This is a genomic window from Micromonospora salmantinae (assembly GCF_022230905.1).
Taxonomy (GTDB): Bacteria; Actinomycetota; Actinomycetes; order Mycobacteriales; family Micromonosporaceae; genus Micromonospora; species Micromonospora salmantinae.
Map to the genome: position 1 here is coordinate 267,200 of NZ_JAKKFG010000012.1, position 15,211 is coordinate 282,410.

Annotated in this window: 15 protein-coding genes; all 15 read left to right on the plus strand. The window is 68.0% G+C overall.

What is annotated here, in order from left to right:
• Positions 1-61: 61 nt before the first annotated feature.
• The 15 genes from PSH03_RS11790 to rpsC all read left to right on the plus strand — a co-directional run bounded on the left by PSH03_RS11790 (position 62) and on the right by rpsC (position 15,208).
• A complete protein-coding gene (locus tag PSH03_RS11790) occupies positions 62-3,949 on the plus strand; it encodes a DNA-directed RNA polymerase subunit beta' (RefSeq protein ID WP_210784124.1) in 3,888 nt (1,295 codons plus the stop codon).
• Between the two features lie 94 nt (positions 3,950-4,043).
• Positions 4,044-4,412 carry a hypothetical protein gene (locus tag PSH03_RS11795; RefSeq protein ID WP_210784125.1) on the plus strand — a complete coding sequence of 123 codons (369 nt, stop codon included), beginning with the start codon at positions 4,044-4,046 and terminating at the stop codon, positions 4,410-4,412.
• 685 nt (positions 4,413-5,097) lie between these two features.
• A complete protein-coding gene (locus tag PSH03_RS11800) occupies positions 5,098-5,478 on the plus strand; it encodes a hypothetical protein (protein WP_210784145.1) in 381 nt (126 codons plus the stop codon).
• Between the two features lie 509 nt (positions 5,479-5,987).
• Positions 5,988-6,362: a 30S ribosomal protein S12 gene (gene rpsL / locus PSH03_RS11805; RefSeq protein WP_007465318.1), complete on the plus strand. Its 375-nt coding sequence runs from the start codon at positions 5,988-5,990 to the stop codon at positions 6,360-6,362.
• Between the two features lies 1 nt (position 6,363).
• Positions 6,364-6,834, plus strand: a complete 471-nt coding sequence (gene rpsG, locus PSH03_RS11810) for a 30S ribosomal protein S7 (protein WP_007465317.1) — start codon at positions 6,364-6,366, stop codon at positions 6,832-6,834.
• A gap of 74 nt (positions 6,835-6,908) precedes the next feature.
• On the plus strand, positions 6,909-9,005 hold the full coding sequence (fusA, locus tag PSH03_RS11815) for an elongation factor G (RefSeq protein ID WP_210784126.1): 2,097 nt from the start codon (positions 6,909-6,911) through the stop codon (positions 9,003-9,005).
• A 212-nt stretch (positions 9,006-9,217) separates the two neighbouring features.
• The gene (gene tuf / locus PSH03_RS11820; protein ID WP_030489585.1) at positions 9,218-10,411 is read left to right on the plus strand and encodes an elongation factor Tu; all 1,194 of its coding nucleotides are present in this window, start codon (positions 9,218-9,220) and stop codon (positions 10,409-10,411) included.
• Positions 10,412-10,761: 350 nt separating this feature from the next.
• The gene (gene rpsJ / locus PSH03_RS11825) at positions 10,762-11,070 is read left to right on the plus strand and encodes a 30S ribosomal protein S10 (RefSeq protein WP_007073037.1); all 309 of its coding nucleotides are present in this window, start codon (positions 10,762-10,764) and stop codon (positions 11,068-11,070) included.
• Positions 11,071-11,081: 11 nt separating this feature from the next.
• Complete coding sequence (gene rplC, locus PSH03_RS11830; protein ID WP_091402403.1) at positions 11,082-11,747, plus strand: 50S ribosomal protein L3; 666 nt, start codon at positions 11,082-11,084, stop codon at positions 11,745-11,747.
• On the plus strand, positions 11,744-12,394 hold the full coding sequence (gene rplD / locus PSH03_RS11835) for a 50S ribosomal protein L4 (RefSeq protein ID WP_030489587.1): 651 nt from the start codon (positions 11,744-11,746) through the stop codon (positions 12,392-12,394). Before rplC ends, rplD begins: the two co-directional genes overlap by 4 nt.
• The gene (gene rplW / locus PSH03_RS11840) at positions 12,391-12,693 is read left to right on the plus strand and encodes a 50S ribosomal protein L23 (protein ID WP_007465304.1); all 303 of its coding nucleotides are present in this window, start codon (positions 12,391-12,393) and stop codon (positions 12,691-12,693) included. Before rplD ends, rplW begins: the two co-directional genes overlap by 4 nt.
• Before the next feature lie 12 nt (positions 12,694-12,705).
• Positions 12,706-13,545 (plus strand): 50S ribosomal protein L2, encoded by an 840-nt coding sequence (rplB, locus tag PSH03_RS11845; RefSeq protein WP_088950237.1) that lies wholly within the window; start codon positions 12,706-12,708, stop codon positions 13,543-13,545.
• A gap of 12 nt (positions 13,546-13,557) precedes the next feature.
• The gene (gene rpsS, locus PSH03_RS11850; RefSeq protein WP_007465299.1) at positions 13,558-13,839 is read left to right on the plus strand and encodes a 30S ribosomal protein S19; all 282 of its coding nucleotides are present in this window, start codon (positions 13,558-13,560) and stop codon (positions 13,837-13,839) included.
• 41 nt (positions 13,840-13,880) lie between these two features.
• Positions 13,881-14,339, plus strand: coding sequence for a 50S ribosomal protein L22 (rplV, locus tag PSH03_RS11855; RefSeq protein WP_007465297.1), 459 nt, complete (start codon positions 13,881-13,883; stop codon positions 14,337-14,339).
• The gene (gene rpsC / locus PSH03_RS11860) at positions 14,339-15,208 is read left to right on the plus strand and encodes a 30S ribosomal protein S3 (RefSeq protein ID WP_091402401.1); all 870 of its coding nucleotides are present in this window, start codon (positions 14,339-14,341) and stop codon (positions 15,206-15,208) included. The genes rplV and rpsC overlap by 1 nt, the downstream gene beginning before the upstream one ends.
• The last annotated feature ends 3 nt before the right edge of the window (positions 15,209-15,211 follow it).

Genomic DNA, 15,211 nt, shown 5'->3' on the forward strand with positions numbered 1-15,211 from the left:
GCTCGCCGGCCCCCGACCCCACCCGAGAATTAGCAGTACAGACGACGACATAGGGGACATAGTGCTCGACGTCAACTTCTTCGACGAGCTGCGCATTGGTCTCGCCACCGCCGACGACATCCGTCAGTGGTCGCACGGCGAGGTCAAGAAGCCTGAGACGATCAACTACCGCACCCTGAAGCCGGAAAAGGACGGGCTCTTCTGCGAGAAGATCTTCGGTCCGCAGCGGGACTGGGAGTGCTACTGCGGTAAGTACAAGCGCGTCCGGTTCAAGGGCATCATCTGTGAGCGCTGCGGCGTCGAGGTGACTCGCTCGAAGGTCCGCCGTGAGCGGATGGGGCACATCGAGCTCGCCGCTCCGGTGACCCACATCTGGTACTTCAAGGGCGTTCCGAGCCGGCTGGGTTACCTGCTGGACCTCGCTCCCAAGGACCTCGAGAAGATCATCTACTTCGCCTCGTACGTCGTGACGAGCGTGGACGCGGAGTCGCGTCACCGCGACCTCTCGACGATCGAGAACGAGATCCTGGCCGAGAAGCGGCAGTCCGAGAACAGCCGCGACTCGGAGATCGAGAAGCGGGCCGCCAAGCTCGAGGCCGACCTGGCCGAGCTGGAGGCCGAGGGTGCCAAGGCGGACGTCCGGCGCAAGGTCAAGGAGGGCGGAGAGCGCGAGATGCGCCAGATCCGCGACCGGGCCCAGCGCGAGATCGACCGCCTGGACGAGGTGCTGGACACCTTCCGCAAGCTGGAGCCGAAGCAGCTGGTCACCGACGAGCTGCTCTACCGCGAGCTGCGCGACCGGTTCGGTGAGTACTTCACCGGTTCCATGGGCGCCGAGGCGATCAAGGCGCTGGTCCAGAACATGGACCTCGACGCCGAGGCCGAGAGCCTGCGGGAGACCATCCGGTCCGGCAAGGGCCAGCGGAAGATCCGGGCGCTCAAGCGACTCAAGGTCGTCGCGGCGTTCCTGAACACCCGCAACTCGCCGCTCGGCATGGTGCTGGACTGCGTCCCGGTCATCCCGCCGGACCTGCGCCCGATGGTGCAGCTCGACGGTGGCCGCTTCGCGACCTCGGACCTGAACGACCTGTACCGCCGCGTGATCAACCGGAACAACCGCCTCAAGCGACTGATCGACCTCGGCGCGCCCGAGATCATCGTCAACAACGAGAAGCGGATGCTCCAGGAGGCCGTCGACGCGCTGTTCGACAACGGCCGTCGCGGCCGGCCGGTCACCGGCCCGGGTAACCGCCCGCTCAAGTCGCTGTCCGACATGCTCAAGGGCAAGCAGGGCCGGTTCCGCCAGAACCTGCTGGGCAAGCGCGTCGACTACTCCGGCCGTTCGGTCATCGTGGTCGGCCCGAAGCTCAAGCTGCACCAGTGCGGTCTGCCCAAGCAGATGGCGCTGGAGCTGTTCAAGCCGTTCGTGATGAAGCGGCTGGTCGACCTCAACCACGCGCAGAACATCAAGTCCGCCAAGCGGATGGTCGAGCGTCAGCGCCCGGTCGTGTGGGACGTGCTGGAAGAGGTCATCGGCGAGCACCCGGTGCTGCTCAACCGGGCGCCGACCCTGCACCGTCTGGGCATCCAGGCCTTCGAGCCGCAGCTGGTCGAGGGCAAGGCGATCCAGATCCACCCGCTGGTCTGCACGGCGTTCAACGCCGACTTCGACGGTGACCAGATGGCGGTGCACGTGCCGCTGTCCGCCGAGGCCCAGGCCGAGGCGCGGATCCTGATGCTGTCGTCGAACAACATCCTCAAGCCGGCCGACGGTAAGCCGGTCACCATGCCTACCCAGGACATGGTCATCGGTCTGTACCACCTCACCCACCTCACCGCCGGTGAGAAGGGCGAGGGCCGGGCGTTCAGCTCGGACGCCGAGGCGCGGATGGCCTTCGACAACGGCGAGCTGCACCTGCAGGCGCCGGTGAAGATCCGCCTGCGCGGCGTGGTCGGTGTCGACAACGGCAACGGCTCCGAGGCGTGGAGCGCCCCGGAGGGCTGGGTCGAGGGTGACCCGCTGACCGTGGAGACCACCCTGGGTCGGGTGCTGTTCAACGAGACGCTGCCGCAGGGCTACCGCTTCGTGAACTACGAGATCCGCAAGGGTCAGCTCTCCGCGATCGTCAACGACCTCGCCGAGCGCTTCCCCAAGGTGGCGCTGGCCGCCACCCTGGACGGGCTCAAGGAGGCCGGTTTCCACTGGGCCACCTGGTCCGGCGTGACGATCGGCATGGAGGACGTCATCGCTCCGCCGCGCAAGGCGGAGATCCTGGCGAAGTACGAGAAGGACGCCGACCAGATCGACAAGCAGTACCAGCGTGGTCTGATGACCGCCGAGGAGCGTCGCGGCGAGCTGATCGAGATCTGGACCAAGGCGACCAACGAGGTCGCCAAGGAGATGGACACCGCGCTGCCGCAGGAGAACCCGCTGTGGAAGATGATCAATTCGGGTGCTCGCGGTAACCTGCTCCAGCTCCGGCAGATCGCGGCGATCCGTGGTCTGGTGGCCAACCCCAAGGGCGAGATCATCCCGCGGCCGATCAAGGCCAGCTACCGGGAGGGTCTGTCCGTGCTGGAGTACTTCATCTCCACGCACGGTGCCCGTAAGGGTCTCGCCGACACCGCGCTGCGGACCGCCGACTCGGGTTACCTGACCCGTCGTCTGGTGGACGTCTCGCAGGACGTCATCATCCGCGAAGAGGACTGCGGCACCGACCGGGCGATCCCGATGCAGATCGGCGAGAAGCTGGACGGCAAGCTCGTCGTCCACACCCACGCCGAGACCAGCGTGCACGCCCGGACCCTCGCCGACGACATCAAGGGGCCGGACGGCACCGTGGTGGCGGAGCGCGGTCAGGACATCAACTCCATCGGGGTCGACAAGATCGTCGCCGCTGGTGTGGAGACGGTCCGGGTGCGCAGCGTGCTCACCTGCGAGTCGAAGCTGGGCGTCTGCGCGGCCTGCTACGGCCGGTCGCTGCCGACCGGTAAGTCGGTCGACATAGGCGAGGCGGTCGGCATCATCGCCGCCCAGTCCATCGGTGAGCCCGGTACGCAGCTGACGATGCGTACCTTCCACACCGGTGGTGTCGCGGGTGAGGACATCACCCAGGGTCTGCCGCGTGTTCAGGAAATCTTCGAGGCTCGGGTCCCGAAGGGTAAGGCGCCCATCGCCGACACCCCCGGTAAGATCCGGATCGAGGACGGCGAGCGCTCGCGCAAGATCATCGTGGTGCCGGACGACGGCAGCGAAGAGATCGTCTACGACAAGATCTCGAAGCGGGTCAAGCTCCGTACCCACGACGGCGGTCACGTCGCGGTCGGCGAGAAGCTGACCGAGGGCACCATCGACCCGCACGAGTTGCTGCGGATCATGGGTCCGCGGGCGGTCCAGGTCCACCTGACCAGTGAGGTCCAGGAGGTCTACCGCTCGCAGGGTGTGCTCATCCACGACAAGCACATCGAGATCATCATCCGCCAGATGCTCAAGCGGGTGACGGTCATCGACTCCGGCTCGACCGAGTTCCTGCCGGGTGTGCTCGTCGACCGGGCGCTGTTCGAGTCGGAGAACCGCCGGCTCGTCTCGGAGGGCGGCGAGCCCGCCGCTGGTCGTCCGGTGCTGATGGGTATCACCAAGGCATCGCTGGCCACCGACTCCTGGCTCTCGGCGGCCTCCTTCCAGGAGACCACCCGGGTGCTGACCGACGCTGCGATCAACTCGCGCAGCGACTCCCTGGTCGGCCTCAAGGAGAACGTGATCATCGGAAAGCTCATCCCGGCCGGTACGGGCATCAGCAAGTACCGCAACGTCCGGGTCGAGCCGACCGAGGAGGCCAAGGCCAAGGTCTACTCGATGACCGGTTACCCGGAGACCGACTACGGGTTCGGGCCGGCCAGCGGGCAGGCCGTGCCGCTGGACGACTTCGACTTCGGGTCGTACCGCTAAGCACCAGTAACACGACGAGGCCCCCGGTGAAAGCCGGGGGCCTCGTCGTGTCCGTGCCGACCCACCCCTGGGCCGGGTTCGGCATGATGGGGGGATGACGACCGCACCCGGGCAGGTGTCCGTCGCCCAGCAGGGCGTGCGCCACCCGCTGGACCCGGACCCGGCCCGCGCCACGAAGGCACGGGCGGTCTTCGCGCTGGGCCTGCTCGGCATGTTGACCGGGCTGTTCATCGGTGGCGTGGTGCCGGCCACGGTGGCTCTGCAACTGGCACGGCAGGCGCGCCGGGAGGCGTACGCCTCGGGGGGTTTCCTGACCGGCGGCGTCTGGCTGCGACGGGGGGAGTGGATGGCCTGGACCGGCCTGGTGCTGGTCGCGGTCAGTGTGGTGGCCGCGGTGGTCATCGGGGTGGTCCGGTTGGCCGGCGCCCCGTTCGGCCACGACTACCCGGCGAACATGGACTGAGCCACCGGTGGCCGCGCCCGGCGCGGGCGGCGGTGCTCGCGGCGGTAGCCTGGCCGGTGTCCGCCGTGTGTCGGTGGCGGCCTTTCGACAGGAGGACCTCGTGACGGAACCGGCGCGGCCCCCTGCGGACGAACCGGCCGGCCCGCCGGACCCTCCGGCTCCGCCATCCGAGCCGAGCGACTGGGCGCGACCCGGCCCGAGCGGCGAGCCGCACCCACCGGCGTCCATCCCGGGCCCGCCACCCCCTGCGGCACCACCCCCCGGTTGGGGTCCGAACGGCTGGGGCGCGACCCCGACGCCCGGCTCCGACCAGCCTTACCCGGTCTCCAGCGCCCCGACCTCGACGCCGCAGGGCTGGGGCCCGCCCACCTCCGGGCCGGGTGTGCCGCCCGGCTGGGGCCCGCCGGCGGCCGGTTCGGGAGTGCCCTACGGCTGGGGTCCGTCCTCGTCTGCGCCGAGCGTGCCGGCCGGGTGGGGTCCGTCGTCCGCTGCGCCGTCTGCGCCGCCTGGGTGGGGCCCGTCCCCGTCTGGGCCGGCTGCGCCGTACGGCTGGGGCCCGCCGTCGTCCGGGCACGGGGCGCCGCCCGGCTGGGGCCCGCCGCCGGGGCACGGCCCGGGGTGGGGTGGCCCGTCGGGGCGTTCGGTGCCGCCGCCCACCGACGACCAACGCCGGCCGCCGAAGCGGGTGGAGGGGGTTTCGGGTACGCCGTTCGGCGTCGTGCACCTGGACGTGGCACCGGTCACCTCCGGGCTGGCCATCGGGGCGCTGGCGGCGGGGATCGCCTCACTTCTGGTCTCACTTCTGGTGATCTGCTTCGGAGTGGCCTTCAAGAACGACGGCGGGGCCTGGGCCTCCGGGGCGTTCGCCGCGCTGGGTGTGCTGGCCGGCGGGGCGGCCGTCGTCGTCGGGCTGCTCGGCCGGCGGCAGATCCGGCGGCCGACCGCGCCCTCCGCGGTCCAGTTCACCGGCCGCGGGCTGGCGATGGCCGGGATCAGCTGCGGCGCGGCGGGAGCACTGCTCAGCCTGCTGGGCCTGGGTCTTGCCCTGCTTCTGACCCTGACGTGAGAGTCATCACCGAGAGATCCGGCACCTGACAGGGGTTTTCCGCGGAAGGCTTGCGGTCACCCCGGGGGCGATGGGTGCTTCTGCGGGGAAGCCGTTACACTTGTGTTCGTAGGTGCCCATCGCGGGCGACGAGGCAGGACGAGATCCGGCCGGCGGGTATGAGACAGTCGCCGGGCCATTCCGTTTTGACCTGGGCGGTTGTGGTAGGTACTCTTTCCCCTTGTGCCCGGGCATGCCCGGGCAACTCGTGCGTGCGCTGTTTCCGGCTTACGGACGGCGGCACGACAAGCCAAAGATCCGGGGCGGGGCGACCCGCGCGCCGGTGACAAAACCCGGTACGAACGCGAGAGCGTCCGCAACGGGGCCGTGACGAGGGCGACACGCCCGACCGCGGGTGCCGGGGTCTCCGCAAGGCGACCCTGGTCGGAATGTAGGAGAGCCGGTCATCAGGCCGGCTAACGAGCAGACGGCGCGGCCGCGGATGCGGCCGAAGGGAGCGGAGAAACCCGGTGCCCACGATCCAGCAGCTGGTCCGAAAGGGCCGCCAGGCGAAGACGACCAAGACCAAGACCCCGGCGCTGAAGGGTTCCCCTCAGCGGCGCGGCGTGTGCACTCGCGTGTACACCACCACCCCGAAGAAGCCGAACTCGGCGCTGCGCAAGGTCGCTCGCGTGAAGCTCAGCAGCCAGATCGAGGTGACCGCCTACATCCCCGGCGTCGGTCACAACCTGCAGGAGCACTCGATCGTGCTCGTCCGCGGTGGCCGGGTGAAGGACCTCCCCGGCGTGCGTTACAAGATCGTTCGCGGCTCGCTGGACACCCAGGGTGTCCGCAACCGCAAGCAGGCGCGCAGCCGTTACGGCGCGAAGAAGGAGAAGAGCTGACATGCCGCGTAAGGGACCCGCTCCGCGGCGGCCACTGGTCGCTGACCCGGTGTACAACTCGCCGCTGGTCACCCAGCTGGTGAACAAGATCCTGCTCCGCGGCAAGCGTCAGCTCGCCGAGTCCATCGTGTACGCGGCCCTCGAGGGCTGCCGCGAGAAGTCCGGCACCGACCCGGTCGTCACCCTCAAGCGGGCGATGGACAACGTCAAGCCGACCCTCGAGGTGCGCAGCCGTCGTGTCGGTGGCGCCACCTACCAGGTTCCGGTCGAGGTCCGCCCGACCCGGGCGACCACCCTGGGCCTGCGCTGGCTGGTCACGTACTCCCGCGCCCGCCGCGAGAAGACCATGGTCGAGCGGCTGATGAACGAGCTGCTGGACGCGAGCAACGGCCTCGGTGCCGCCGTCAAGCGGCGCGAGGACACGCACAAGATGGCCGAGTCGAACAAGGCCTTCGCGCACTACCGCTGGTAACACCCTGGTTCCGGCGCCTCCGGGCGCCGGAACCGCCACCAGTTGAGTCGAGACGACGATAAGTAGGGATTGAAGTGGCCGCCGCAGACGCGCTCGCCAAGGTACGCAACATCGGCATCATGGCGCACATCGATGCCGGTAAGACCACGACCACCGAGCGAATCCTGTTCTACACCGGCATCACGTACAAGATCGGTGAGGTCCACGAGGGCGCTGCCGTCATGGACTGGATGGAGCAGGAGCAGGAGCGTGGTATCACCATCACCTCCGCTGCTACCAAGTGTGAGTGGAAAGACCACACGATCCAGATCATCGACACGCCTGGCCACGTCGACTTCACGGTCGAGGTCGAGCGGTCGTTGCGGGTCCTGGATGGTGCGGTAGCGGTCTACGACGGTGTCGCCGGCGTGGAACCGCAGACGGAGAACGTCTGGCGGCAGGCCGACAAGTACAACGTCCCGCGTATGTGCTTCGTCAACAAGCTCGACCGGACCGGCGCCGACTTCTTCCGCTGCGTGCAGATGATGATCGACCGGCTGAACGCCACCCCGCTGGTGCTCCAGATCCCGATCGGGCTCGAGGGTGACCACATCGGTGTCGTCGACCTGATCGGCATGCGCGCGCTCACCTGGCGCGGGGAGACCCAGAAGGGTGAGGACTACGCGGTTGAGGAGATCCCGGCCGAGCTGGCCGACTCCGCGGCCGAGTGGCGCGAGAAGCTGATGGAGACCCTCGCCGACGTCGACGACGCGGTGATGGAGAAGTACCTGGAGGGCGATGAGATCTCCGCCGAGGAGATCAAGGCCGCCATCCGGCGTGCGACCATCGCCGGCAAGGCCAACCCGGTGCTCTGCGGCTCGGCGTTCAAGAACAAGGGCGTTCAGCCCATGCTCGACGCCGTGGTCGACTTCCTGCCGTCGCCGCTGGACGTTCCGGCGATCGAGGGTACGGCCACCGACGGCGAGACCCCGCTGCTGCGTAAGCCGTCCAACTCGGAGCCCTTCTCCGGCCTGGCCTTCAAGATCCAGACGGACAAGCACCTGGGCAAGCTCACCTACGTGCGGGTCTACTCCGGCACGCTCGATTCCGGTTCCCAGGTGGTCAACTCCACCAAGGACCGCAAGGAGCGGATCGGCAAGATCTACCAGATGCACGCCAACAAGCGGGAAGAGCGTCCGTCGGCGCAGGCCGGCGACATCATCGCCGTGCAGGGTCTCAAGCAGACCACCACCGGCGACACTCTCTCCGACCCGGCGAACCCGGTCATCCTGGAGTCCATGACCTTCCCGGAGCCGGTCATCTCGGTGGCGATCGAGCCGAAGACCAAGTCCGACCAGGAGAAGCTGGGCACGGCCATCCAGCGCCTGGCCGAGGAGGACCCGACCTTCCGCGTCCAGCTGGACGAGGAGACCGGTCAGACGGTCATCTCCGGCATGGGTGAGCTGCACCTGGACATCCTGGTCGACCGGATGCGCCGCGAGTTCAACGTCGAGGCGAACGTCGGCAAGCCGCAGGTGGCGTACCGCGAGACCATCCGCCGCAAGGTGGAGAAGGTCGAGTACACCCACAAGAAGCAGACCGGTGGTTCCGGCCAGTACGCCCGCGTGATCGTGAGCGTCGAGCCGCTTCCGCTGGACAACGACTCGCCGACCTACGAGTTCGCCAACGCCGTCAGCGGCGGCCGCATCCCCCGGGAGTTCATCCCCTCGGTGGACGCCGGTGCGCAGGACGCGCTGCAGTACGGCATCCTGGCGGGCTTCCCGCTGGTCGGCGTGAAGCTGACCCTGCTGGACGGCCAGTACCACGAGGTCGACTCGTCGGAAATGGCATTCAAGATCGCCGGCTCGATGGTGATGAAGGACGCGGCCCGCAAGGCCGATCCGGCACTGCTCGAGCCGATGATGGCCGTTGAAGTCACCACTCCTGAGGAGAACATGGGTGACGTCATCGGTGACCTCAACTCCCGCCGCGGCATCATCCAGGCGATGGAGGAGCGCAGCGGCGCCCGCATCGTCCGGGCCCTGGTGCCGTTGTCGGAGATGTTCGGCTACGTCGGCGACCTGCGGTCGAAGACCCAGGGCCGGGCTAGCTACAGCATGCAGTTCGACTCCTACGCCGAGGTTCCGCAGAGCGTCGCGAAGGAGATCATCGCCAAGGCAACGGGCGAGTAGCGCTCTGAGCAGGTGATTCGTGGTTGGTCGCGGGAGGGTTCACCCGCCCGCGGCCACCACGATCGGATCGCGTGAGACCGGGCCTGTAGGCTTCATCGCCGCAGAACCCACAAAGGCTCTCCGGCCGTCAGGCCGGAAAGGCTGTCGACAGAGTCCTAAGCGCCGACCGGCGCGCCGGGCGTACGAACCAAGAAGTCCACAGGAGGACACCAGTGGCGAAGGCTAAGTTCGAGCGGACTAAGCCGCACGTCAACATCGGCACCATTGGTCACATCGACCACGGTAAGACGACGCTGACGGCGGCCATCACCAAGGTCCTGCACGACCAGTACCCGGACCTGAACCCCTACACGCCGTTCGACGAGATCGACAAGGCGCCGGAGGAGAAGGCCCGCGGCATCACGATCTCGATCGCGCACGTCGAGTACCAGACCGAGTCGCGGCACTACGCGCACGTCGACTGCCCTGGGCACGCCGACTACATCAAGAACATGATCACCGGTGCCGCGCAGATGGACGGCGCGATCCTGGTGGTCGCGGCGACCGACGGCCCGATGCCGCAGACCCGCGAGCACGTGCTGCTGGCCCGTCAGGTCGGTGTGCCGTACATCGTCGTGGCGCTCAACAAGAGCGACATGGTCGATGACGAGGAGCTCCTGGAGCTCGTCGAGCTCGAGGTCCGTGAGCTGCTCTCCTCGCAGGAGTACCCGGGTGACGACCTGCCGGTCGTTCGGGTTTCGGCGCTGAAGGCCCTCGAGGGTGACCCCGAGTGGACCGGCAAGCTGCTGGACCTGATGACCGCTGTCGACACCTCGATCCCGCAGCCGGAGCGCGAGGTCGACAAGCCGTTCCTGATGCCGGTTGAGGACGTCTTCACGATCACCGGTCGTGGCACCGTCGTCACCGGTCGCGTGGAGCGCGGCGTTCTCCTGCCGAACGAGGATGTTGAGCTCGTCGGTATCAAGGAGAAGAGCTTCAAGACCAAGGTCACCGCGATCGAGATGTTCCGGAAGACCCTGGACGACGCCCGCGCAGGCGAGAACGTCGGCCTGCTGCTGCGTGGTACCAAGCGCGACGAGGTCGAGCGCGGCATGGTCGTCGTGAAGCCGGGCTCGAACACCCCGCACACGGAGTTCGAGGCGACGGTCTACATCCTCTCCAAGGAGGAGGGTGGCCGTCACACCCCGTTCTTCCAGAACTACCGTCCGCAGTTCTACTTCCGGACCACTGACGTCACCGGTGTCGTCACCCTCCCCGAGGGCACCGAGATGGTCATGCCGGGTGACAACACGTCCATGTCGGTGAAGCTGATCCAGCCCATCGCCATGGAGGAGAACCTCAAGTTCGCGATCCGCGAGGGTGGCCGCACCGTCGGCGCCGGGTTCGTCACCAAGATTAACAAGTGAACTAGGTAACCCCGATTAGACCCGCCGCCGGTCGTGCGGCATACTAGTCAGGTTGCGTAACGACAGTTCGTCGCCTGTGTTCGGCTTTCGCTGAACCTCCGGGTGGCGAGGCAGTCGAGCGTAGGGTGGTTGGCGGCCCAGTCGCCAACCACCCTCGCACGGCGTTCAGGTCGCGGTAATGCGATCGGCGCCTTGACCCCCCGTGCGGTCGGCACCACTCCGGTACCTAGGGGCGGAGCTCGGCCCGAGGGCGCGACACGCCCGACCGCGGGGGTCGGCGAAGTGGGCCTGTGCCAGCCGGTACAGGCGCCCGCAACACAGCGGCATCGAGAGAAGGAACAGAAGCCACCATGGCGGGACAGAAGATCCGCATCCGGCTCAAGGCCTATGACCACGAGGTCGTCGACTCCTCGGCTCGGAAGATCGTCGAGACGGTGACGCGCACCGGGGCGCAGGTCGCGGGCCCGGTGCCGCTGCCCACGGAGATCAACCGTTTCTGCGTTATCCGCTCGCCGCACAAGTACAAGGACTCGCGCGAGCACTTCGAGATGCGCACGCACAAGCGGCTGATCGACATCATCGACCCGACCCCGAAGACGGTCGACTCGCTCATGCGCCTCGACCTGCCGGCTGGCGTCGACATCGAGATCAAGCTGTAGGGACCGGACAAATGGACAGGCAAGTCAAGGGGATCCTGGGCGCCAAGCTCGGCATGACCCAGGTCTGGGAGAACAACCGTGTTGTTCCCGTGACCGTGGTCGAGGCCGGCCCGTGCGTCATCAGCCAGGTTCGTAGCGCCGAGAAGGACGGTTACTCCGCGGTCCAGCTCGCGTACGGCACCATCGACCCGCGCAAGGTCAAGAAGCCGATCAGCGGGCACTACGCCAAGGCGGACGTGGCGCCGCGCCGGCACATCGTCGAGCTGCGCACCACTGACGCTGGGGAATACTCGCTCGGCCAGGAAGTCACTGTCGAGGAGTTCCCGGCCGGCGTCACCATCGACGTCACCGGCAAGACCAAGGGCAAGGGCTACGCCGGCCCGATGAAGCGGCACGGCTTCCACGGCCTGGGCGCCGGGCACGGCGTCGAGCGCAAGCACCGCTCGCCCGGCTCCATCGGCGCCTGCGCCACTCCGGGTCGTGTCTTCAAGGGCACCCGGATGGCCGGCCGTATGGGTGGCGTTCGGTACACCGTGCAGAACCTCACCGTCCAGGCGGTCGACACCGAGAACAACCTGCTGCTCGTCCGGGGTGCCATTCCTGGTCCCAAGGGCGCGCTCGTTCTGGTCCGTACCGCGGCCAAGAGCAAGGTGAAGAAGGGCGGTGCGGCCAAGTGACCACCGTTGACGTGCGCACCGTCGAAGGCACCACCAGCGGCTCCGTGGAGCTGCCGGAGGACATCTTCGACGTGCAGGCCAACGTCGCGCTGATGCACCAGGTCGTGGTGGCCCAGCTCGCGGCGGCCCGACAGGGCACGCACAAGGCCAAGACCCGCGGCGAGGTCGCCGGTGGCGGCAAGAAGCCGTACAAGCAGAAGGGCACCGGTCGCGCCCGGCAGGGCTCGATCCGCGCGCCGCAGTTCGCCGGCGGTGGCGTCGTGCACGGTCCCGTGCCGCGCGACTACAGCCAGCGGACCCCGAAGAAGATGAAGGCCGCCGCTCTGCGGGGTGCCCTCTCCGACCGGGCCCGCGCCGGGCAGGTGCACGTCGTCGAGGCGTTCGTCTCGGGCGAGAAGCCGTCGACCAAGGCGGCCCTGGCCACGCTGACCAAGCTCACCGAGGCCCGTCGGGTCCTGGTCGTGCTGAGCAGCACCGACGAGCTGAACTGGGTGTCGTTGCGCAACGAGCCGCGCGTGCACCTGATCGAGTCCGGCCAGCTGAACACGTACGACGTGCTCGTGGCCGACGACGTGGTCTTCACCAAGGACGCCCTGGACGAGTTCCTGGGCGTGCCCGCCGAGACCACCGAGGAGGGTGGCAAGTGAGCACGATCGCCGACCCGCGCGACATCATCGTGGCGCCGGTCGTCTCGGAGAAGAGCTACAGCGAGCTGAACCGGAACTGGTACACCTTCCTGGTGCACCCGGACGCGAACAAGACCGAGATCAAGATCGCTATCCAGCAGATCTTCAACGTCCGCGTCCTGACGGTCAACACGCTCAACCGCCAGGGTAAGCGCAAGCGCACCAAGACCGGCTTCGGTCAGCGCAAGGCGACCAAGCGGGCGATCGTGAAGCTGGCTGACGGTGACCGCATCGAGGCCTTCGGCGGCCCGGTCAGCTGAGGGGTGTAGACAATGGCTATCCGTAAGTACAAGCCGACGACGCCGGGCCGACGTGGCTCGAGTGTCGCTGACTTCGCCGAGATCACCCGGTCCACGCCGGAAAAGTCGCTGCTGGCTCCGTTGCCGAAGAAGGGCGGGCGTAACGCCCACGGCCGGATCACCACGCGGCACCACGGTGGCGGTCACAAGCGTCAGTACCGTCTGATCGACTTCAAGCGGGTCGACAAGGACGGCGTGCCGGCGAAGGTCGCTCACATCGAGTACGACCCGAACCGCACGGCGCGCATCGCGCTGCTGCACTACGCCGACGGCGAGAAGCGGTACATCATCGCGCCGAAGGACATGAAGCAGGGCGACCGCGTCGAGTCCGGCCCGGGCGCCGACATCAAGCCGGGTAACAACCTGCCGCTGCGCAACATCCCGGTCGGTACCACGATCCACAACGTGGAGCTGCGTCCGGGTGGCGGGGCCAAGCTGGCCCGTTCCGCCGGCGTCGGCATCCAGCTGCTCGGCCGCGAGGGCGCGTACGCGACCCTGCGTATGCCGTCCGGCGAGATCCGGCGGGTGGACGTTCGCTGCCGCGCAAGCGTCGGCGAGATCGGCAACGCCGACCAGTCGAACATCAACTGGGGTAAGGCCGGCCGGATGCGGTGGAAGGGCAAGCGCCCGACCGTCCGTGGTGTCGCCATGAACCCGGTCGACCACCCGCACGGTGGTGGTGAGGGTAAGACCTCCGGTGGTCGCCACCCGGTCAACCCGCAGGGTAAGCCCGAGGGCCGCACCCGCCGTAAGGGCCAGCCGAGTGACCGGCTGATCGTCCGCCGCCGCTACGCCACGCGTAAGCGCGGCTGAGGGAGATAAGACATGCCTCGCAGCCTGAAGAAGGGCCCGTTCGTCGACGACCACCTGCTCAAGAAGGTGGAAGTTCAGAACGACAAGGGCTCCAAGAACGTGATCAAGACCTGGTCGCGGCGCTCGACGATCATCCCCGAGATGCTGGGGCACACGATCGCCGTTCATGACGGACGCAAGCACGTCCCGGTGTTCGTGACCGAGGCGATGGTCGGGCACAAGCTCGGCGAGTTCGCGCTGACCCGCACGTTCAAGGGTCACGAGAAGGACGACCGGAAGAGCCGTCGGCGCTGACGCCGCGGGCATACGGATAGAGGGAACAAGGGGTTACAGCGATGCCAGGAAAGGGCGACGCTCCGGTGCTTCCGGGCGCGCGGGCGGTTGCGCGGCACGTGCGCATCTCGCCGATGAAGGCGCGCCGGGTGGTCAACCTCGTCCGCGGCCTGCCCGCGAAGGAGGCGCTCACGGTGCTGCAGTTCGCGCCGCAGGCTGCGAGCGAGCAGGTGTACAAGGTGCTCGCTAGCGCGATCGCCAACGCGGAGAACAACGAGCGGCTGGACCCCGACGCGCTGCTCGTCAGCGAGGCCTTCGTGGACGAGGGCCCGACGATGAAGCGGTTCCAGCCGCGGGCGCAGGGTCGGGCGTACCGAATCCGCAAGCGCACCTGCCACATCACTGTGGCGGTCGAAGCGGTCGCGCCGGCAGCGCCGAGGAAGGCCGCGGCGAAGAAGGCCGCCCCGGCCACGGAGGCCGCACCGGCCGAAGCGCAGAGCAAGACGGAGGACGCCGAGTAATGGGTCAGAAGGTTCACCCCACTGGGTTCCGGCTCGGCATCTCGACCGACTGGAAGTCCCGCTGGTTCGCGGACAAGCTCTACAAGGACTACATCGGCGAGGATGTCAAGATCCGCCGCATGATGTCCAAGGGCCTCGAGCGTGCCGGGATTTCCAAGGTCGACATCGAGCGCACCCGCGACCGGGTCCGGGTCGACATCCACACCGCCCGGCCGGGCATCGTCATCGGCCGTAAGGGTGCGGAGGCCGACCGGATCCGCGGCGAGCTTGAGAAGCTCACCGGCAAGCAGGTTCAGCTGAACATCATCGAGGTGAAGAACCCCGAGTCGGACGCTCAGCTGGTCGCGCAGGGCGTGGCCGAGCAGCTGTCCAGCCGGGTCAGCTTCCGTCGGGCGATGCGCAAGGCCATGCAGTCGGCGATGAAGAACCCGGTCTGCAAGGGCATCCGGGTTCAGGTCTCGGGTCGCCTCGGCGGCGCCGAGATGAGCCGGACCGAGTTCTACCGTGAGGGCCGGGTTCCGCTGCACACGCTGCGGGCCAACATCGAGTACGGCTTCTTCGAGGCCCGTACGACGTTCGGTCGGATCGGTGTGAAGGTCTGGATCTACAAGGGCGACGCCGTCCCGGGCCGGGAAGCTCCGGCCGAGGCCGGTCCGTCCCGCCCGCGTCGTGGTGAGCGCGGCGACCGTCCCGAGCGTCCGCGCCGTGGCCGGTCGGGTTCGTCCGGCACCACGGCTGGTGGCACCGAGGCCGGTCGGGCTGCTGCGACCACCATCGCGCAGCAGGCCGAGACGCCGAGCGGCGAGCCGGTCGACAGCGCAGCTGTCGCCGCCACTGCTGCTCCGGCAGAAACGCAGCAGGAGGGCTGACAG